The 19,130-nt window shown below is 70.9% G+C and carries 17 protein-coding genes; 16 read left to right on the top strand and 1 reads right to left on the bottom strand.

The annotated features are described in order from the left end of the window. The 16 genes from ASD56_RS16490 to der form a co-directional block, all read left to right on the top strand. Positions 1–2,280, top strand: a 2,280-nt coding sequence (locus ASD56_RS16490; protein WP_327043463.1) for a hypothetical protein, incomplete at its 5' end; no start/stop codon positions are given. After that, positions 2,280–3,317: an HAD-IIA family hydrolase gene (locus ASD56_RS07780; RefSeq protein ID WP_055963853.1), complete on the top strand. Its 1,038-nt coding sequence runs from the start codon at positions 2,280–2,282 to the stop codon at positions 3,315–3,317. The genes ASD56_RS16490 and ASD56_RS07780, both read left to right, overlap by 1 nt. Before the next feature lie 40 nt (positions 3,318–3,357). Next, complete coding sequence (locus ASD56_RS16375) at positions 3,358–3,522, top strand: hypothetical protein (RefSeq protein WP_200947479.1); 165 nt, start codon at positions 3,358–3,360, stop codon at positions 3,520–3,522. After that, the gene (locus ASD56_RS07785) at positions 3,519–4,319 is read left to right on the top strand and encodes a TlyA family RNA methyltransferase (protein ID WP_055963857.1); all 801 of its coding nucleotides are present in this window, start codon (positions 3,519–3,521) and stop codon (positions 4,317–4,319) included. The genes ASD56_RS16375 and ASD56_RS07785 overlap by 4 nt, the downstream gene beginning before the upstream one ends. Beyond that, on the top strand, positions 4,316–5,263 hold the full coding sequence (locus tag ASD56_RS07790; RefSeq protein WP_055963860.1) for an NAD kinase: 948 nt from the start codon (positions 4,316–4,318) through the stop codon (positions 5,261–5,263). Before ASD56_RS07785 ends, ASD56_RS07790 begins: the two co-directional genes overlap by 4 nt. After that, positions 5,260–6,951, top strand: coding sequence for a DNA repair protein RecN (gene recN / locus ASD56_RS07795; RefSeq protein ID WP_055963863.1), 1,692 nt, complete (start codon positions 5,260–5,262; stop codon positions 6,949–6,951). Before ASD56_RS07790 ends, recN begins: the two co-directional genes overlap by 4 nt. A gap of 17 nt (positions 6,952–6,968) precedes the next feature. Then, complete coding sequence (locus ASD56_RS07800; RefSeq protein WP_055963867.1) at positions 6,969–8,666, top strand: CTP synthase; 1,698 nt, start codon at positions 6,969–6,971, stop codon at positions 8,664–8,666. Beyond that, on the top strand, positions 8,659–9,267 hold the full coding sequence (locus tag ASD56_RS07805; protein ID WP_055963870.1) for an NUDIX domain-containing protein: 609 nt from the start codon (positions 8,659–8,661) through the stop codon (positions 9,265–9,267). Before ASD56_RS07800 ends, ASD56_RS07805 begins: the two co-directional genes overlap by 8 nt. Position 9,268: 1 nt before the next feature. Then, on the top strand, positions 9,269–10,213 hold the full coding sequence (gene xerD / locus ASD56_RS07810; RefSeq protein ID WP_055963873.1) for a site-specific tyrosine recombinase XerD: 945 nt from the start codon (positions 9,269–9,271) through the stop codon (positions 10,211–10,213). 118 nt (positions 10,214–10,331) lie between these two features. Beyond that, positions 10,332–11,165: a ParA family protein gene (locus tag ASD56_RS07815; RefSeq protein WP_200947507.1), complete on the top strand. Its 834-nt coding sequence runs from the start codon at positions 10,332–10,334 to the stop codon at positions 11,163–11,165. Continuing rightward, positions 11,149–12,018: a segregation and condensation protein A gene (locus ASD56_RS07820; RefSeq protein ID WP_055963879.1), complete on the top strand. Its 870-nt coding sequence runs from the start codon at positions 11,149–11,151 to the stop codon at positions 12,016–12,018. Before ASD56_RS07815 ends, ASD56_RS07820 begins: the two co-directional genes overlap by 17 nt. Further along, entirely contained in the window at positions 12,008–12,610 is a 603-nt protein-coding gene (gene scpB, locus ASD56_RS07825; protein WP_055963882.1) for an SMC-Scp complex subunit ScpB, read from the top strand. Before ASD56_RS07820 ends, scpB begins: the two co-directional genes overlap by 11 nt. Beyond that, the gene (locus tag ASD56_RS07830) at positions 12,607–13,434 is read left to right on the top strand and encodes a pseudouridine synthase (RefSeq protein WP_055963885.1); all 828 of its coding nucleotides are present in this window, start codon (positions 12,607–12,609) and stop codon (positions 13,432–13,434) included. The genes scpB and ASD56_RS07830 overlap by 4 nt, the downstream gene beginning before the upstream one ends. Then, complete coding sequence (locus tag ASD56_RS07835; RefSeq protein WP_055963887.1) at positions 13,431–14,555, top strand: prephenate dehydrogenase; 1,125 nt, start codon at positions 13,431–13,433, stop codon at positions 14,553–14,555. The genes ASD56_RS07830 and ASD56_RS07835 overlap by 4 nt, the downstream gene beginning before the upstream one ends. Continuing rightward, positions 14,548–15,255 carry a (d)CMP kinase gene (gene cmk, locus ASD56_RS07840; RefSeq protein WP_055963889.1) on the top strand — a complete coding sequence of 236 codons (708 nt, stop codon included), beginning with the start codon at positions 14,548–14,550 and terminating at the stop codon, positions 15,253–15,255. The genes ASD56_RS07835 and cmk overlap by 8 nt, the downstream gene beginning before the upstream one ends. Continuing rightward, positions 15,252–16,787: a ribosome biogenesis GTPase Der gene (gene der / locus ASD56_RS07845; protein ID WP_055963892.1), complete on the top strand. Its 1,536-nt coding sequence runs from the start codon at positions 15,252–15,254 to the stop codon at positions 16,785–16,787. The genes cmk and der overlap by 4 nt, the downstream gene beginning before the upstream one ends. A gap of 63 nt (positions 16,788–16,850) precedes the next feature. On the opposite strand, the gene ASD56_RS07850 is transcribed toward der, so the two are convergent. Further along, a complete protein-coding gene (locus tag ASD56_RS07850; RefSeq protein ID WP_055963895.1) occupies positions 16,851–18,998 on the bottom strand; it encodes a putative Ig domain-containing protein in 2,148 nt (715 codons plus the stop codon). Positions 18,999–19,130: the final 132 nt, after the last annotated feature.

A 19,130-nucleotide genomic window follows, 5' to 3' on the forward strand; every position in this document is an offset into this window, starting at 1 on the left:
GCCGATGGTACTGCAGGGGGGACCCTGTGGGAGAGTAGGACACCGCCGGACTTCCATTACCGAAATGGCCACCCAAAGATGGGTGGCCATTTCGCGTTAACAAGGCATTCGAAAGCCACCCGGAAGGACCGAGAAATGGCCGAACACGAGCCGCGCGATGGCGCAGCAGACCGTGAGGCGCGCGGACGCGACAGCAGCGCGCGTCCCCCTCGATCCGACAGCGGGTCGCGCACGCCTGCCGGCAAGCGCGACGGTGCGAAGAAGCCGTACACTCCGCGTGATGGTGGTGACCGGAAGCCGTACACGCCTCGCGATGGTGGTGACCGGAAGCCGTACACCCCGCGCGATAGTGGTGATCGCAAGCCCTACACTCCGCGCGACGGTGGAGATCGCAAGCCGTACCAGAAGCGTGACGGCGACCGTCCGTACACGCCTCGTGATGGTGGCGACCGTAAGCCGTATACGCCTCGTGATGGCGGAGATCGCAAGCCCTATACGCCGCGTGACGGTGGGGATCGGAAGCCGTACCAGAAGCGTGACGGCGACCGTCCGTACACTCCGCGTGATGGTGGCGACCGTAAGCCGTACACTCCTCGCGATGGTGGAGATCGGAAGCCGTACACGCCCCGTGATGGCGGCGACCGGAAGCCGTACCAGAAGCGTGACGGCGACCGCCCTTACACCCCGCGTGATGGTGGCGACCGCAAGCCCTACACCCCGCGTGATGGCGGCGACCGCAAGCCCTATACGCCGCGTGATGGTGGCGACCGTAAGCCGTACACGCCTCGTGACGGTGGGGATCGGAAGCCCTACACGCCTCGTGACGGTGGGGATCGGAAGCCGTACCAGAAGCGGGACGGCGACCGTCCTTACACCTCGCGTGATGGTGGTGACCGCAAGCCCTACGCCCCGCGTGATGGTGGTGACCGGAAGCCGTACACTCCGCGTGATGGCGGAGATCGGAAGCCGTACACGCCCCGTGATGGCGGCGACCGCAAGCCCTACCAGAAGCGGGACGGCGACCGTCCTTACACCTCGCGTGATGGTGGCGACCGCAAGCCCTACACCCCTCGTGATGGCGGCGACCGTAAGCCCTACCAGAAGCGTGACGGGGACCACTCGTACGGGCGCCGCGACGACAGTCGTCCGACGTACGCCGGCTCGCGCGGCGACCGCCCCGAGCGTGGGGGAGTGGGTCGTGTCGAGAACCCGCTTCGTCCGGAGGAGAACAAGCCGGTTCGCGCGCGGCATGACGACCCGATCATCCCCGATGACGTCACGCCCAATGACCTGAATCAGGGCGCGCGCAACGAGCTGAAGACGCTGAGCAAGGAGAACGCCGACGAGGTCGCGCGTCACCTCGCCATGGCCTCCAGGCTGATCGACGACGACCCCGAGCTCGCGCATCTGCACGCTGTCTCGGCGTCGCGTCGTGCGGGTCGCATCGCGATCGTCCGCGAGACTCTGGCGATCACTGCCTACGCGACGGGCGACTTCGCGCTTGCGCTGCGCGAGCTGCGCACTTACCGCCGCATCTCCGGCAACGACGACCAGATCGCACTCATGGTCGACAGTGAGCGCGGTGTCGGTCGTCCCGACCGAGCGCTCGAAGTCGGGCGCAGCGTCGACCGCGCAAAGCTCCCCACCGACGTACGCGTGGAGCTGGCGATCGCCATGTCCGGTGCGCGTCTGGACCTCGGCGAAGCCGAGCGGGCGCTCCAGGAGCTCGACATCCCCGAGTTGGATCCCGACCGTGCCTTCGAGTGGAGCCCCGGGCTGTTCGCAGCCCGCGCGACCGTGCTCGAAGAGCTGGGCCGCGAGGACGAGGCTGCGCGCTGGCACGAGCGTGCCCGTGTCGCCGCCGACGCGCTGTACGCGGCGTCGGGCGCCGAGGACCTCGAGACCGTCTTCGTCGACGAGGTCCTCGAGGAGATCGAGGTGTACGACGACGACTCTGACGACGACGAGATTGACGACGAGATTGACGACGCGGAGCCCGAGAGCGCCCAGCAGGACGACTCCGTCGTCGCCGAGCACTCTGGCGCCAGCGCCGACGCCGCGATCGACCACTCCGACGACGAGCGCGTCGAGGTGAGCCCGGACGACGTTGTCGAGACCGAAGGCGTCGAGACCGACGCCGTCGAGGCCGACGAGCCGAGTGCGCGGGCCGTCTCGGTCGAGGACGAGGTCGCCGAGATCCTCGCCGACGCCGGCATCGACGACTCCGACGATTCCGACGACTCCGACGACTCCGACGAAGAAGAAGGCTCCGACCGCTGATGCGCCTGTTCGGTCGCCGATCCGACGGCCCCACTCCGCTCGACGGAGTCGATGTCGTGCTCGCGGATCTCGACGGCGTCGTGTACGCGGGTGCGGGTGCGCTGCCGCACGCCGTCGAGAGCCTCAACCGGGCCCGTGACGGGCGCGCGCTGGCGTACATCACGAACAATGCATCGCGAACGGATGCCTCGGTGGCGGGCCACCTCTCGGAACTGGGTCTGCCCACCGCCGCGCAGGAGGTGGTGACGAGCCCGCAGGCCGCCATGCGCCTGCTGGCCAAGCTCATCGCACCCGGATCGACCGTGCTGGTCGTGGGCGGCGACGGACTCGTGGACGAGGTGGCGAAGGCCGGCTTCGTCATGACTCGCAGCGCCGAGGACGCGCCCGCGGCCGTCGTGCAGGGGTTCGCGCCTGAGGTCGGCTGGACCCAGCTCGCAGAGGCCGCGTTCGCGCTCAAGGTTCCCGAGGAAGAGGGCGGGATCCCTTGGATCGCGACCAACACCGACTGGACCATCCCGCAGTCGCGCGGTGTCGCGCCGGGCAACGGGACCCTCGTTTCCGCGGTCCACACCGCGATCGGTCGCCTGGCCACCGTCGCCGGCAAGCCGGAGGTGCCGATCTTCGAGGAGGCCGTCGCGCGGTTCGGGGCGCGGCATCCGCTCTTTCTGGGTGACCGCCTCGACACCGACATCCTCGGCGCGAATCGTGCCGGGATCGCGTCGGCGCTCGTCCTCACCGGGATCGACCGGCCCAAGCACGTGCTCGCCGCGCCCGCCGGATCGCAGCCGACGTTCATCCTCGGCGACCTGCGTGAGCTGCACGAGCCCTACCCGGAGGTGTCCGTCTCGGACGGCGTCGCGACGGTCCGGGGCGCGACGGTCGCCGTCGAGGGCGCCGACGTGCGGATCGTCTCCGAAGGAGATCGCCCGGTGGATCTGCTGCGCGCCGGCGCGGCGGCCATCTGGTCGACCGGCCGGGCGATCTTCGGCTTCCGCGTGCCCGAGCGGCTCTACGCCGACCCGTTCCACCGGCCCTGAGCTCCCGGCCGCGGGAGAGGATCCCCGTATCCTGGGAGACATGGTCCAGGAGCAGCAGCACGATCCCGATCGCAGTGACCTGCTGTCGACCCTCGACGTGATCGAGGCGCAGCCGCTCGCCACCCGCGCCGAGGCGTACGACGCACTCCACGACACGCTCGCGCGCCGACTCGAGTCCGCTCCCGGCGCCGCGACCGCGTCATGACGTCCCGCCTCGACGCAGCTCTGGCGGCCCGCGGTCTCGCGCGCTCCCGGACGCACGCGAGCACGCTGATCGCGGACGGCCTGGTCAGCGTGAACGGGACGACCGTGGTCAAGGCCTCGACAGCGGTCTCCGACGACGCCGTCCTCGAGGTCGCCGGTTCGGACCACTACGTCAGCCGCGCCGCCCACAAGCTGATCGCCGGACTCGACGCCTTCGCCGTCGATGTGCGCGGACGCCTCGCGCTCGACATGGGCGCTTCCACCGGCGGCTTCACGCAGGTCCTGCTCGAGCGCGGCGCCGAGCCTGTGATCGCCGTGGATGTCGGACACGGGCAGCTCGCGGCATCCATCGGCGCAGATCCCCGCGTGATCGCCGTCGAGGGTTACAACGTGCGGCACATGACACCCGCTTCCCTGGCAGAGGTCAGCGGCATCGAGACCGCGCCGTCCGTCATCACGGGCGACCTGTCGTTCATCTCTCTCGGCCACGTGCTCGGTGCGGCGAAGGCGGTGGCCGCGCCCGACGCCGACCTGGTGCTGCTCGTGAAGCCGCAGTTCGAAGTCGGCCGCACAGCAGTCAAGGGCGGCCTCGTGACGAACCCCGACCTGCGGGCAGACGCGGTCGCCGGCGTGCTCTGGGCGGCGTGGGACCAGGGGCTCGGCACGCTCGGCGTCGTCTCCTCCCCGCTCCTCGGCACGCACGGCAACTCGGAGTTCATCGCGCATCTCGCGCCGGGCCGCGGCAGCAATCCGACAGAATGGTTGGGGACTGTGAACCGACTGGCGGGGAGCCGATGACACACACCGACGAGCGCGCGGATCGCAGCATCCTCGTCGTCGCGCACGCCCATCGCGAAGACACCGTGATCGCCGCCGAGCGCGTGGTCGAGGCGCTGCGCGCGGCAGGTGCCCGCCCGGTGCTGGCCGCCGACGACCGCGACGAGCTCGCGGCCGTGCGGCCATCTCTCGCCCACGTCGCGACCATGGGCGACGACGTCCCGGTCGAAGACATCGAGCTGGCGATCGTGCTCGGCGGCGACGGCACCATCCTGCGCGCAGCCGAGCTCGTCCGCGACGGCACCGCGCCGGTCCTCGGCATCAACATGGGCCACGTCGGATTCCTCGCCGAGATCGAGCGAGACGACATGGACGATGCCGTCCACCGCGTGATCGAGCGCGACTACGGGGTCGAAGAGCGCATGGCCCTCAAGGTGCGGGTGAAGGATGCCGGAGGCTCGGTCATCTACGAGACGTGGGCGCTGAACGAGGCCACCGTCGAGAAGGCCAGCCGTGAGCGCATGCTCGAAGTCGTCATCGAGATCGACGGCCGGCCGCTGTCGTCCTTCGGCTGCGACGGCGTCGTGGTCTCCACGCCGACCGGCTCGACGGCCTACAACTTCTCCGCCGGTGGTCCGGTGATCTGGCCGACGGTCCAGGCGATCTCGGTGGTGCCGCTGTCGGCCCACGCCCTGTTCGCCAAGCCGCTCGTCATCGGCCCCGAGCAGGCGGTCGCGATCGAGGTGCTCGAGCGCACCAACGGCGTCGGCATCCTTTGGTGCGACGGCCGCCGCTCGCACGATCTTCCTCCCGGCGCGCGGGTGTCGGTGCGTCGCTCGGAGCGTCCGGTCCGGCTCGCCCGGCTCCACCCTGCGGCGTTCACCGACCGCCTCGTCCGCAAGTTCCAGCTGCCTGTGGTGGGCTGGCGCGGTCCTGACGCGATCACTGCCGGGCCGCTGCCGTGATCGAGGAGATGCGCCTGCGGGATCTCGGTGTCATCGCCGAGGCGACGCTGACCATCGGCCCGGGCTTCACCGCCATCACCGGTGAGACCGGTGCGGGCAAGACCATGGTCGTCACCGGGCTCGGACTTCTGCTCGGCCAGCGCGCCGACTCGGGCGCCGTGCGCTCCGGGGCGACGCAGGCCAGCGTCGACGGCATCTGGAACGTTCCCGAGACCGGCGCCGTGGCCGACCGCGTGCGCGAGGCGGGCGGCGAGCTCGAGCCGCTCGGCGCCGGCCGCGCCGAACTGCTGGTCGGCAGGTCCATCTCGAGCGAGGGCCGCGGCCGAGCGTCGGTGGGCGGGCGCGCAGCTCCGGCCGGAGTGCTGGCCGACCTGGCCGACGACCTCGTCGTGGTGCACGGTCAGTCCGAGCAGCTCCGGCTTCGCTCGGCCACCGCCCAGCGCGAGGCGCTCGACCGCTTCGGCGGCGAGCCGGTGCAGTCCGCCCGGGGTGCGTATCAGCAGGCGTTCGAACGCTGGCGCGCCGTCGACCGCGAGCTGACGTCGCTGACGGGTGAGCGCGACGTCCGCGCACGCGAGGCCGAAGAGCTGCGGGCTCAGATCGCCGACATCGAGCAGGCCGACCCGCAGCCCGGCGAGGACGCTGAGCTCGCCACCCGCGCCGAGCGGCTGGCGAACGCCGAGGAACTGCGGCTGGCCGCGGCATCCGCTCATGACGCCCTGTCGGGGGAGGGCGACGTGCCCGATGCCTCCGCGCTGATCGCCGAAGCACGGCGCGCGCTCGAGCGCGCCCACGATCCCGCCCTGGAAGAGCTCGCCGGGCAGGTCGCCGACCTCGGCTACCGCGCGGCCGACATCGCCGCCGCCCTGTCGGGCTACCTCGCCGACCTCGACGAGACCGGCCCGCACGAGCTCGCCGTGGTGGAAGAGCGCCGCGCGGTGATCTCGTCGCTGGTGCGGGCTCACGGGTCCCTCGACGAGGCGATCGCGCTCCTCGACACCGGATCGGCGCGGCTGGCCGAACTCGACGACGATTCCGATCGCGTCGAGCGGCTCACCGCGGAACGGGATGCCGCGGCATCCGTCCTCGACGAAGCCGCTGCCGCGCTCACCGCCGCCCGCACCGCCGCCGCCGAGCGCCTGGGTGCCGCCGTGACGACCGAGCTGCGCGCCCTGGCCATGCCGGACGCGTCGCTCACCGTCGCCGTCTCGCCCGGGGCGGAGACCGCCGCGGGCCGCGACGATGTGGCGCTTCTGCTCGCGCCCCACGTCGGCGCCGATCCTCGACCGGTCGCCCGAGGGGCGTCCGGTGGCGAGCTGAGCCGCGTGATGCTGGCGATCGAAGTCGTGATCGCAGCGGTCGATCCCGTGCCCACGTTCGTGTTCGACGAGGTCGACGCGGGAATCGGCGGCGCGGCCGCCATCGAGGTGGGGCGCCGGCTGGCGCGGCTGGCGCAGTCGTCGCAGGTCATCGCCGTGACGCATCTCGCCCAGGTCGCGGCTTTCGCGTCGAATCACCTCACTGTGGTCAAGGCGAAGGACGGCTCGGTCACCGCGTCGGACGTCCGCCGACTCGAGGGTGCCGACCGCGAGGCCGAGATGGCCCGCCTGCTGTCGGGGATGCCCGATTCCGACGCCGCGCTGAGCCACGCACGTGAGTTGCTCAGACTTCGCACCGATGCCCACTGATAGGATCAAAGCCCGTGATGCAGACTTCTGATTCTTTCCGCGGCGACTTCCACAGCGACACCACCAAGCACATCTTCGTGACCGGAGGTGTCGTCTCCTCGCTGGGCAAAGGTCTCACCGCCGCCAGCCTCGGAAACCTGCTCACCGCCCGCGGTCTGCACGTCGTCATGCAGAAGCTCGACCCGTACCTGAACGTCGACCCCGGCACGATGAACCCCTTCCAGCACGGCGAGGTCTTCGTGACCGACGACGGCGCCGAGACCGACCTCGACATCGGGCACTACGAGCGCTTCCTCGACATCGAGCTCAACCAGGCGGCCAACGTCACGACCGGGCAGATCTACTCGCAGGTCATCGCGAAGGAGCGCCGCGGCGAGTACCTCGGCGACACCGTGCAGGTCATCCCGCACATCACCGACGAGATCAAGCGCCGCATGCGCCTGCAGGCCTCGGAAGATCCCCGTCCCGACGTCATCATCACCGAGATCGGCGGCACCGTCGGCGACATCGAGTCGCAGCCGTTCATCGAGTCGGCGCGCCAGATCCGCCATGAGCTGGGCCGCAACAACGTCTTCTTCGTGCACGTCTCGCTGGTGCCGTTCATGGGCGCCTCGGGCGAGCAGAAGACCAAGCCCACGCAGCACTCCGTCGCGACGCTGCGGTCCATCGGTATCCAGCCCGATGCGCTCGTGCTGCGCAGCGACCGCCCTGTCACTGAGTCGAACAAGCGCAAGATCGCGCTCATGTGCGACGTCGACGAGAGCGCCGTCGTCAACGCGGTGGACGTGCCGAGCATCTACGACATCCCCACCATGCTCAACGCGCAGGGCCTCGACGAGTACATCGTCCGCGCCCTGGGCCTGACGAAGGCCGCCGAGGTCGACTGGTCCCGCTGGGAGCGCGTCCTGCAGGCCGTGCACAACCCCAAGCACGAGGTCACCATCGGCCTGGTCGGCAAGTACATCGATCTTCCGGATGCCTACCTCTCGGTCACCGAGGCGCTCAAGGCCGGCGGGTTCGCGCAGGAGACGCACGTCAAGATCCGCTGGATCCCGTCGGACGAGTGCGAGACGCCCGAAGGCGCCGAACGGGCGCTGGCTCCGCTGGACGGCATCGTGATCCCGGGCGGATTCGGCATCCGCGGCATCGAGGGCAAGGTCGGCGCGCTGAAGTTCGCTCGCGAGCAGGGCATCCCTACGCTCGGCATCTGCCTCGGCCTGCAGTGCATCGTGATCGAGTACGCCCGTCACGTCGCCGGCATCGAGGGCGCCTCGTCGACCGAGTTCGACCCCGACACCACGGCCCCCGTCATCGCGACGATGGCGGAGCAGGTCGACATCATCGAAAGCGGCGACATGGGCGGCACCATGCGCCTGGGGCTGTACCCGGCCGACCTCGCCGAGGGCTCCATCGCCGCCGAGGTGTACGGCTCGAACCGGGCGTCGGAGCGTCACCGCCACCGCTACGAGGTGAACAACCGCTATCGCGACCAGATCGCCGCGGCCGGCCTGGTCTTCTCGGGGCTCAACCCCGACCTCGACCTCGTCGAGTACGTCGAACTGCCGCGCGACGTGCACCCGTACTACATCGCCACGCAGGCGCACCCCGAGCTGCGCTCGCGTCCCACCGACGCGAACCCGCTGTTCCGGGGGCTGGTGGGCGCCGCCCTCGAGCGCCACCGCGCGAGCGAGCTGTTCGACGTCGACAATGGCTGACGCGCCGGTGGCGTCGGGTGCGGGCCTGACCGATGAGCCGGTCGCGCTCGAGGTGACCGACAGCGAACTCGTCTACGAAGGCCGTGTGTGGGACGTGCGCAGCGACACCATCGCGTACAACGGGCACGACATCGTGCGGCAGTACGTCGCGCACCCCGGTGCGGCGGCCGTGGTCGCGATCGACGACGACGGCCGGGTGCTGCTCATCCAGCAGTACCGGCATCCGATCCGCCACCGCGACTGGGAGGTCCCGGCCGGGCTGCTCGATGTCCCGGGCGAGCCGCCCATGGAGGCCGCGCGGCGCGAGCTGGCCGAAGAGGCCGACCTCGCGGCGTCTTCGTGGGAGCCGCTCGTGAGCATCTTCACGACGCCCGGGGGCAACGACGAGATCGTGCACCTGTTCCTCGCCCGCGGGCTGTCGCAGATCGCCGACGCGCACCCGCGCGAGGGCGAGGAGGCCGACATCACCCTCGAGTGGGTGCCGCTTGCAGAGGCCGTCGACGGCGTGCTCGCCGGCCGGCTGCGCAACGGCATCCTCGCGGTAGGTGTGCTCGCGGCGGCCGAGCGGCTGCGGCGTGCCGCGGAGTCTCCCGGGAACTGACGTGCAGCTCGCTCGTGCGGTGGACTCGTACCTGCGCCACATCTCGATCGAGCGCGGGCTGTCCGAGAACACCGTCTCGGCCTATCGCCGCGACCTTGCCGGCTACGTGGCGTGGCTGGCGGCGCAGGGCGTCGACGAGTCGAGCGCCGTGACCCCCGAGCTCGTCGCCGGGTTCATCGCGGAGCGGTCCGGTGCGCAGCCGCCGGTCGCGGCATCCTCCCTCGCTCGTCTGCAGTCGTCCGTGCGGGGACTGCACCGGTTCCTCGCCCGCGAGGGCATCGAGGACGCCGACCCCTCGGTCCGCCTGCGTCCCCCCAAGCAGCCGCGCCGGCTGCCCAAGGCGCTGACGATCGACCAGGTCGAGGCGCTGCTGGATGCCGCGGGCCCGCCGCCCCCGACGGCTGCGGGTGACGAGACCGGCGCCGCTCCCGGCGACCTTCTGGGCCTGCGTGACCGGGCGCTCCTCGAACTGCTCTACGCCACCGGGGCCCGGGTGTCGGAGATCGTACAGCTCGACGTCGACGACGTCGGTCACGGCGACGTGCTGCGCGTGCGCGGCAAGGGCTCGAAGGAGCGGATCGTGCCGGTCGGGTCGTACGCGCGCGCCGCAGTGGACGCGTACCTGACGCGCGCCCGGCCGGAGCTCTCGCGCCGGGGCCGGGCCAGCGCCCGGCTGTTCCTCGGTGCCCGCGGCGCACCGCTGTCGCGCCAGAGCGCGTGGCTGATCATCCACGCCGCTGCCGAGCGCGCGCAGCTCACGGCGCACGTCTCGCCGCACACCCTGCGGCACTCGTTCGCAACGCACCTGCTGCAGGGCGGGGCGGACGTGCGCGTGGTGCAGGAGCTGCTCGGCCATGCCTCGGTGGCCACGACGCAGATCTACACGTACGTCTCGGTGGATGCGCTGCGCGACGTGTACGCGACTTCGCATCCGCGCGCCCGCTGATCCTCCCGGGAGTACGCCCGCGCCGTGACTAGAATCGGTTCACGGCATGGCGAAGTCAGGAGAGTCTGTGGCGGGCAGCAAGCGGGGCGCGACGAAGGCCTCTGACGACGGCACCCTGATGGGTCCAACCGGTCGTCCCTACCACGGCTTCCCGACCCCGCCGCCGCTCGCCGGCCACGGTCCCGCACGCATCATCTCGCTGTGCAACCAGAAGGGCGGCGTCGGCAAGACGACGACCACCATCAGCCTCGCCGCCGCACTGGCCGGCTACGGCCGCAAGGTGCTCGCGGTCGACTTCGACCCGCAGGGCGCGCTGTCGGCGGGTCTCGGCATCCAGACGCACGAGATCCCGACGATCTACGACCTGCTGCTCGACAGCAAGCGCGACCCGAACGAGGTCGTCGTCCATTCGCGCGTCGAGAACCTCGACGTGGTCCCCGCCAACATCGACCTGTCGGCGGCCGAGGTGCACCTGGTGAACGAGGTCGCGCGCGAGCAGACGCTCGCCCGCGCGCTGCGCCGCCTGGCGCCCGACTACGACGTCATCCTCATCGACTGCCAGCCTTCGCTGGGTCTCTTGACGGTCAACGCGCTCACCGCCAGCCATGGCGTGCTGATCCCGCTGGAGTGCGAGTTCTTCGCGCTGCGCGGCGTCGCGATGCTCATCGAGACGATCGACAAGGTGCGCGACCGCCTCAACCCCACCATCGCACTCGACGGCGTGCTCGCCACGATGTACGACGCCCGCACGCTGCACTCGCGCGAGGTGCTCGAGCGGGTCGTCGACGCGTTCGGCGACGATGTGCTCGAGACCGTCATCGGCCGCACCGTGAAGTTCCCCGACGCGTCGGTGTCGGGGATGCCGATCACCGAGTTCGCGCCCGAGCACGCCGCCGCCCAGGCCTACATGCGGCTGGCGCGGGAGCTGGTCGCCCGTGGCGCCGTCGCCTGACGGGGAAGCCGCACCCGAGGCCGTCGCAGGGCCTGAGTCGAGCGCTGGGCAGGACGCCGGGCACGAGCCCGAGCCCGGGTTCCGCGTCTCGCTCGGGGTGTTCGACGGGCCGTTCGACCTGCTGCTCACCCTGATCTCCAAGCACGAGCTCGACATCACCGAGGTGTCGCTCTCGCGGGTCACCGACGAGTTCATCTCGTACCTGAGGGCCCTCGGTCCCGACGAGGAGATGGACGAGGCCTCGGAGTTCCTCGTCGTCGCCGCGACGCTGCTCGACATGAAGGTCGCGGGACTGCTGCCGCAGGGCGAGCTCGTCGACGCCGAGTCGGTCGCGCTGCTGGAAGCGCGCGACCTGCTGTTCGCGCGGCTGCTGCAGTATCGCGCCTTCAAAGAGGTCTCGGCGTGGTTCGAGCGGTGCCTGCGTCGCGAGGAGAAGCGCCACACCCGCTCCGTGCGCCTGGACGCGAAGTACCGCAACGCGGTGCCCGAATTGGTGTGGTCGCTCAGCGTCGACGACTTCGCGGCTCTCGGCCTGCTGGCGATGACGCCCAAGGAGATCCCTCATGTCGGTCTCGACCACCTGCACGCCCCGCTGGTGAGCATCCGCGAGCAGGCCGCCGTGGTCGTCACCCTGCTGCGCAGTGCGGGCTCGCTGAGCTTTCGCGAGCTCATCGCAGGCGTGACCCAGTCCGGGGTGGTGGTGGCCAGGTTCCTCTCGGTGCTCGAGCTCTACCGCCACGCCGCCCTGTCCTTCGAACAGCTCGAGCCGCTCGGCGAGCTCACCCTGCGCTGGAGTGCGCAGCGGTGGTCCGACGAGAACCTCGCAACCCTGGGAGCCGACTATGACCGTTGACGCGTCAGCCGAGCCCGCTCAGCCCTCCGCGCAGCCCGCGGACGTCGCGCGCCGCCTCGAGGCCATCCTGCTCGTCGTCGAGGAGCCGCAGAGCCTCGTGAGCCTCGCGGCGGCCGTGGGCGCGCCGGTGCCCGCGGTGCGCCAGGCGATCGAGAGCCTGGTCGCCGACTACGACGGCGAGACCGGGGGACCGGTGCGCGGGTTCGAACTGCGCGAGGTCGGCGGCGGCTGGCGGCTGTACGTCCGCGAAGAGCACGACGACCTGATCAGCGACTTCGTCAACCAGCAGGCGCCGTCGCGGCTGTCGCAGGCGGCGCTCGAGACGCTCGCGGTGATCGCCTACAAGCAGCCGGTCACGCGCAGCCAGGTCGCCTCGATCCGCGCGGTGAACGTCGACTCCGTCGTCCGCACGCTGCTCGCCCGCGGGCTGATCACCGAGCTGTTCTCCGACTCCGAGACCGGCGCGATCAACTACGGCACCACCGATGCGCTGCTCGTGCATCTGGGGATCAACTCGCTCGACGAGCTGCCCCACATCTCGCCGCTCCTCGACGACGGCGCGGATGGATTCGATGAGGAGGCCCGTCGATGACGGCACAGCACCACGACCCGTTCGCCGCACCGGAGGGCGTGCGCCTGCAGAAGGTGCTCGCCAATGCGGGGGTGGCCTCGCGCCGGGTCGCCGAGGATCTCATCGTCGCCGGACGGGTCCGCGTGAACGGCGAGGTCGTCACCGAGCTCGGCTCGAGGATCGATCCCGAGAACGATCTGGTCGACGTCGACGGCACCGCCATCCAGCTGGACCAGTCCAAGCGCTACGTCATGCTCAACAAGCCGACCGGCGTCGTGAGCTCGATGAAGGACGACCGAGGCCGCCCCGATCTGCGTCGCTTCACGAAGGACTGGGAGGAGCGGCTCTACAACGTCGGTCGATTGGATGCCGAGACCAGCGGCCTCCTCGTCCTCACCAACGACGGCGAGCTGGCCCACGTGCTGGCGCATCCCTCGTTCGGCGTCACCAAGGTGTACATCGCCAAGGTCGAGGGCCGCGTGACGGCGCAGACGATCCAGACGCTCACGCGCGGGATCGTGCTGGAGGACGGCCCCATCGCGGCCGACAAGGCCCGGCTGCTCTCCAGCTCGGCCGAGGGCGGCGGCTCGCTCGTCGAGCTGACCCTGCACTCCGGCCGCAACCGCATCGTGCGGCGCATGCTCGCCGAGGTGGGGCATCCGGTCGTCGAACTCGTCCGGCGGCAGTTCGGGCCGCTCCACCTGGGAACTCTGCCAGCTGGGCGAACCCGCGAATTGACTAAAGTGGAGCGGGGCGATCTGCTGACTCTCGCGCGTCGCGCGGGCCAGGATGCGTCCGAGCCCCGCGAAGACTCCGAATCGCGGAGCGACCAGGAGAACGAGTGACCGATTCCACGCAGGCCTCTGCGCGCGTGCGTGCCCCGCGGGTGCACGGCACGGTGCGCGTCGTCGGCGCCGGGCTGCTCGGCTCCAGCATCGGCCATGCGCTGAGCGCCCTCGGTGTCGACGTCGCGCTCGACGACACGTCGCCCGCGCAGCTGCGCCTGGCGATCGACTACGGCGCCGGGCGCCGGGCCGAAGCCGGCGATGAGCCGGTGCTCGTCGTGGTCGCGGTCCCGCCGGACGTCGTCGCCGACGTGATCGAGCGCGAGCTCGCGGCGTTCCCAGGGGCGGTCATCACCGACGTCGCGAGCGTCAAGCTCGAGCCCCTGCGCACGCTGCGCGAGCGGGGCGTTGACCTGACCCACTACATCGGCTCCCACCCGCTGGCCGGCCGCGAACGCGGGGGAGCGATCGCCGCGCGCGCCGACATCTTCGTCGGGCGCCCGTGGGTGGTCTGCCGCGACGGTGAGACGCCGGCAGCCGACCTCGCCGTCGTCGAGGCGCTGGCCCTGGATCTCGGCGCCATGCCGATCGAGATGGGCCCCGAAGAGCACGACCGGGCCGTGGCGCTCGTCTCGCACGTGCCGCAGCTGGTGGCGAGCCTGCTCGCCGGACGCTTCGTCGACGCGCCCGAAGGGTCGCTGAGCCTCGCGGGCCAGGGCGTCCGCGACACCACGCGGATCGCGGCATCCGCCCCCGAACTGTGGGTTCAGATCCTCGGCGCCAACGCGGCACCGGTGGTCGATGTGCTCGACGCGCTCGCCGCCGACCTGTCCCAGGTCGCCGCCGCGCTCCGCGCGCCGGAAGCCCCGGGCGCCCGTCGCGCCGTCGCCGACACCATCCGCCGAGGCAACGACGGTGTCGAGCGGCTCCCCGGCAAGCACGGCCAGAACCGCCGCTTCGAGCAGGTCGTCGTCATGGTCGACGACACTCCCGGCCAGCTCGGACGTCTGTTCGGCGAACTCGGCGAGCTCGAGGTCAACGTCGAGGACCTGCGCCTCGAGCACTCGCCCGGCGCGCAGTTCGGCCTGGCGGAGATCAGTGTCGTCCCGGGCGCCGTGCGCCGGGCCGTAGAGGGCCTCGAGGCCCGCGGCTGGAAGATTGCGAGCACCACCAATGACTGACGCCACGAACCCGGCAGGCACGGTGATCGTCGCGATCGACGGCCCCGCCGGCAGCGGCAAGTCCAGCGTGTCGAAGCAGGTCGCCCGGCGCCTCGGCTACGGCTTCCTCGACACCGGCGCCGCGTACCGCGCGCTCGCCTGGCTGGCGCTGGACCGCGGCACCGACACGTCCGACTCCACCTCCGTCCTCGACGTGATGGGCGACTTCGACTACGCCATCTCGCTCGACCCCGACGAGTTCTGGGTGCGGGTGGGCACCGCCGACGTCACCGACGCGATCCGCGAGCCGCAGGTGTCCGAGGCCGTCAGCGGCGTCGCCCGCGTGCCGGCCGTGCGGCAGTCGGTGAACGCCCTGTTCCGCTCGCTGGTGGCGGCATCCGATCTTCCCGGCGTCGTCATCGAAGGTCGCGACATCACCACCGTCGTTGCGCCCGACGCGCCCGTGCGCATCCTCCTCACCGCCGCGCCGGAGGTGCGCGCCGCGCGTCGCAGCGCAGAGCTGACGAGTCAGGATGCCGCGGCCGTCGCCGCGGCGCTGCACCGCCGCGACGCCTCCGACTCGGCCGTCGTCGACTTCCTCACCGCCGCGCCCGGCGTCGAGGTCGTGGACTCGACCCACCTCGATTTCCATCAGACCGTGGACGCCGTGATCGGCGTCATCCGCACGAACGTGCCTGCACAAGACGGGAGCGCACGATGACTTCTGACAACCGTGACGCCGAACAATACGAAGGCGCGGAGGACAACCTCGCCGAGACCCTCGCCGCCGTCGACGATACCCTCGCCGAGCAGCGGGCCATGGCCCTGCGCCAGGGCCTCGAAGACTACGACCTCGACGACGACGATGCCGCGCTGCTCGCCGGCCTCTCCGTCGGCGAGGACGGCATCGAGTACCTGCCGGCGCTGCCGGTCGTCGCCATCGTCGGCCGCCCGAACGTGGGCAAGTCCGCACTGGTGAACCGCATCCTCGGCCGGCGCGAAGCCGTCGTCGAGGACACCCCGGGCGTGACCCGCGACCGCGTGACCTATAAGGCCGAGTGGATGGACCGGCGGTTCACGGTCGTCGACACCGGCGGCTGGGAACCCGACGCCAAGGGCATCGACCGCTCGGTCGCCCTTCAGGCCGAGATCGCGATCGATCTCTGCGACGTCGTCATCTTCGTCGTCGACGCGATGGTCGGCGCCACCTCGACCGACGAGCACGTCGTGAAGCTGCTGCGCAAGAGCGGCAAGCCGGTGTTCCTCGTCGCCAACAAGATCGACGATGCCCGCCACGAGCCCGAGGCCGCAGTTCTGTGGAACCTGGGTCTCGGTGAGCCCCACCCCGTCTCGGCCATCCACGGCCGCGGCGTGGCCGATCTGCTGGACGCCGTCATGGGCGTGCTGCCGAGCGTGTCGGCCGTCGCTAAGCAGGAGATCGGCGGCCCGCGCCGCGTGGCGATCCTCGGCCGCCCGAACGTCGGCAAGTCGTCGCTGCTCAACAAGGCCGCGGGCGAGGAGCGCGTGGTCGTCAACGAGCTCGCGGGCACCACGCGCGACCCGGTCGACGAGGTGGTGGACGTCGGCGGCAAGCTGTGGCGGTTCATCGACACCGCCGGCATCCGTCGCCGTGTCCACCTGCAGCAGGGTGCCGACTTCTACGCGTCGCTGCGCACCACGGCAGCGCTCGAGAAGGCGGAGGTCGCCGTCGTGATGCTCGACGTCAGCGAGCCCATCAGCGAGCAGGACATCCGCATCATCGACCTCGTTCTCGACTCGGGTCGTGCGCTCGTCCTGGCCTTCAACAAGTGGGATCGCCTGTCGGACGACGACATGGAGGACATCGAGCGTCGCCGCTACCTCGAGCGCGAGATCGAGCAGGACCTGGCCCACGTAGCCTGGGCTCCCCGCGTGAACATGTCGGCGCGCACCGGCCGTCACCTCGACAAGCTGGTGCCGGCGCTGGAGACCGCGCTGGACTCGTGGGATCAGCGCATCCCCACGGGCAAGTTCAACGCGTTCCTGTCGGAGCTCGTCAACGAGCACCCGCACCCGCTCCGGGGCGGCAAGCAGCCCCGCATCCTGTTCGGCACGCAGGCCTCCACGCGCCCGCCGACCTTCGTGCTCTTCACGACGGGCTTCCTCGACCCCGGCTACCGCCGGTTCATCCAGCGCCGCCTGCGCGAGCTGTTCGGCTTCGAGGGTTCGCCGATCGTCATCAACATGCGCGTCCGCGAGAAGCGCCAGCGCTGACATCCGTCACGAAGCAGAGGGGCCCGACCGCAGTGGTCGGGCCCCTCTGCTCTCACCGGGCTCCTAGCGCGAGGTCAGGGTGAAGGTGCGGTACCAGATGGTGCTGAAGCTCGACGAGCTGCGGCTCGACGTGGTCCACGCGGAGGACGTCTCCCAGCTCGACGAGTCGGCCCACGCCCACTGCAGGAACGAGTACCACCCGCTCTGCGAGGACGTCGCCTTGCCGGTGCGGGTGACCTTCACCGTGACGGTGCCGACGGCCGACGCCGTGCCGCTCGTCGCCTTGGCGCCGAACGTGAACGTCCCCGCCTGGGTCGGGGTGCCCGAGAGCACGCCCGTCGACGACAGCGCCATGCCTGCGGGCACGGTGCCCGAGCCGACTGACCAGACGTAGGTGCCGGTGCCGCCCGTGGCGGTCAGCGCGACCGACTTGAACTTGCCGACCTTGGCATCGACGGACTGCGGCGCCACGACGACCGCGGGAGTCGCCGCCGGGTTGACCACGATGCGGACGGTGGTGCCGGCCCCCGACAGGGCGGAGTCGCTGACGCTGACGCTGACATCGAACGCGCCCGCGGCCGTCGGAACGCCGGTCGCGACGCCGGTCGCGCTGTCGAGCGCGAGCCCGGCAGGCAGCCCGGTGGCCGAGAAGGCGTACGGCGCGACACCGCCTGCGGCTTCGGCGAGGTCGGCGCTGTACGGTGTGCCGACGACACCTGCTGCCGGCGTTCCCGCGGTGATCGTCAGCGGATCGGTGGGCGGCTGGACCGTGCCCGTCGTGAGCGAGACCTGGTAGCGGCCGAGCGAGGCGTAGTCGCTGTACTTACCGGCCGTGAGCGGGTCGCCCGTGCCGACGCCGTCGATCGTGGCGGTGTACGTCGCGCCCTCGGCGGGCAGCGTGCCCGTCCAGACCGCCGCGAGGCCCGAGGCCACGCTGCCGCTGATCTTGCCCGCGGCCGGGTCGACGGTCGCGACGACCGTGCCGGCCTGATCGCGGATCGAGAGGCTCACGTCGAGGTTCGGGAACCCGTCGGCGGGGGCGACGGCGACCGTGGTGGCGCCGGCGCCCGTGAAGCGGAAGGCGTCGGTGTCGGCGCGCGTCGAGATCAGGCCGTTCGCAGACGCACCGGGCGCGAGCGCGGTCGGGGCGGCCAGGTCGCCGTGATCGTCCGTCATGAGCGGTGCGCCGTTGGCGATGATGGCGAGGTCGTCCTGCGTGTTGTTCGCGCCGCCGTACTCGCCACGGCTCCACTGGGTGATCGGCTCGTAGTAGCCGACGCCCATGATCGGCGCCCACGGCGCGCTGCCGGGGGAGTAGCCGCTCGTCGGGGTGCCGTCATGACCGAGCCCGAAGTTGTGGCCCACCTCGTGCGATGCCGCTTCGGCGATGTTCTTGCCCCCGGTGCCGACACCCTTGGTGAAGACCCAGGCCGGCTGGTAGTACTCGTGATCGCCGCTGCGCGAGAACACGCCCCCGTAGGCGACGCCGCCGCAGCCGCAGTTGGTCTGGAGGCCACCGGGATCGGCGGAGATGACCGCACGCGTGCCGTAGACGAGGTCGGCGGACGACGTGCGCTCGATCGCGCCCGGCGCCGGCTCCTTCGTGGTGACGTTCACGTTGAACGGGGCGTAGTCCTCTGCGACGGCCTGCCACACGGCCTGGATCTCACGGCGCTCGGCGTCGCTGAAGGTCGAGGTGTCCGCGTCGATCGTGTACGGCGCGGCGACGATGGTCGCGCCGGGTGCCCACGCGCTGTCGACGACGGTCTCGCCGAGGAAGTCGAGGTAGATGGTCCGCTGAGATCCGGGCCGGGACTCGAGCTCGAACGTCTCGGAGAGCGGGCGCAGAGCGGTCTCGCCCGCCGAGGCCTGCGCGGACTCGGTGCCGTGGGCATCCGGGGCGGTGTGCACTGGATCGCGGTAGAACGCCATGCCGCACTCGTCCAGCCAGAGCGTGTCGTCCTGGCGCGCGACCGCGGACAGGCCGGCGGTGGACTTGCCGTTGACCGCCGCCGCCTCGGTGAACGCCTCGGCGTCCTCGGCCAGCACCTCGGCGGCCTGATCGGCCTCCGCGAGGATCGGCGTCTCGCACGCCTCCTGCGACTCGGCTGCCGAGGCTCCAGCCGCGGTGGGAACCACGCCGCCGACCGCGACCAGACCCGCCAGGGCGACCGCGGACAGCGCAGTCAGACCCGTCCTCTTTCGATTCACTGTGTCTCCTTGCATCTCGCCGGCTCTTCGGGGGAGCGCGGCAGGGTGGGGGCGCTGGGAACACTCGTTTCTGCACGTAGGTAGTCGTGACACTAGGGGAAACGTCCTACCAATCGTGGGAGGTGATCACCC

It is taken from the genome of Microbacterium sp. Root166 (assembly GCF_001427145.1).
Taxonomy (GTDB): domain Bacteria; phylum Actinomycetota; class Actinomycetes; order Actinomycetales; family Microbacteriaceae; genus Microbacterium.

Coding starts and splice junctions, on each gene's coding strand:
- ASD56_RS07805 (WP_055963870.1), top strand. CDS start 8,659: ATGGCTGACGCGCCGGTGGCGTCGGGTGCGGGCCTGACCGATGAGCCG.
- ASD56_RS07815 (WP_200947507.1), top strand. CDS start 10,332: ATGGGTCCAACCGGTCGTCCCTACCACGGCTTCCCGACCCCGCCGCCG.
- ASD56_RS07800 (WP_055963867.1), top strand. CDS start 6,969: ATGCAGACTTCTGATTCTTTCCGCGGCGACTTCCACAGCGACACCACC.
- ASD56_RS07780 (WP_055963853.1), top strand. CDS start 2,280: ATGCGCCTGTTCGGTCGCCGATCCGACGGCCCCACTCCGCTCGACGGA.
- ASD56_RS07830 (WP_055963885.1), top strand. CDS start 12,607: ATGACGGCACAGCACCACGACCCGTTCGCCGCACCGGAGGGCGTGCGC.
- ASD56_RS07790 (WP_055963860.1), top strand. CDS start 4,316: ATGACACACACCGACGAGCGCGCGGATCGCAGCATCCTCGTCGTCGCG.
- ASD56_RS07785 (WP_055963857.1), top strand. CDS start 3,519: ATGACGTCCCGCCTCGACGCAGCTCTGGCGGCCCGCGGTCTCGCGCGC.
- cmk (WP_055963889.1), top strand. CDS start 14,548: ATGACTGACGCCACGAACCCGGCAGGCACGGTGATCGTCGCGATCGAC.
- scpB (WP_055963882.1), top strand. CDS start 12,008: ATGACCGTTGACGCGTCAGCCGAGCCCGCTCAGCCCTCCGCGCAGCCC.
- der (WP_055963892.1), top strand. CDS start 15,252: ATGACTTCTGACAACCGTGACGCCGAACAATACGAAGGCGCGGAGGAC.
- ASD56_RS16375 (WP_200947479.1), top strand. CDS start 3,358: ATGGTCCAGGAGCAGCAGCACGATCCCGATCGCAGTGACCTGCTGTCG.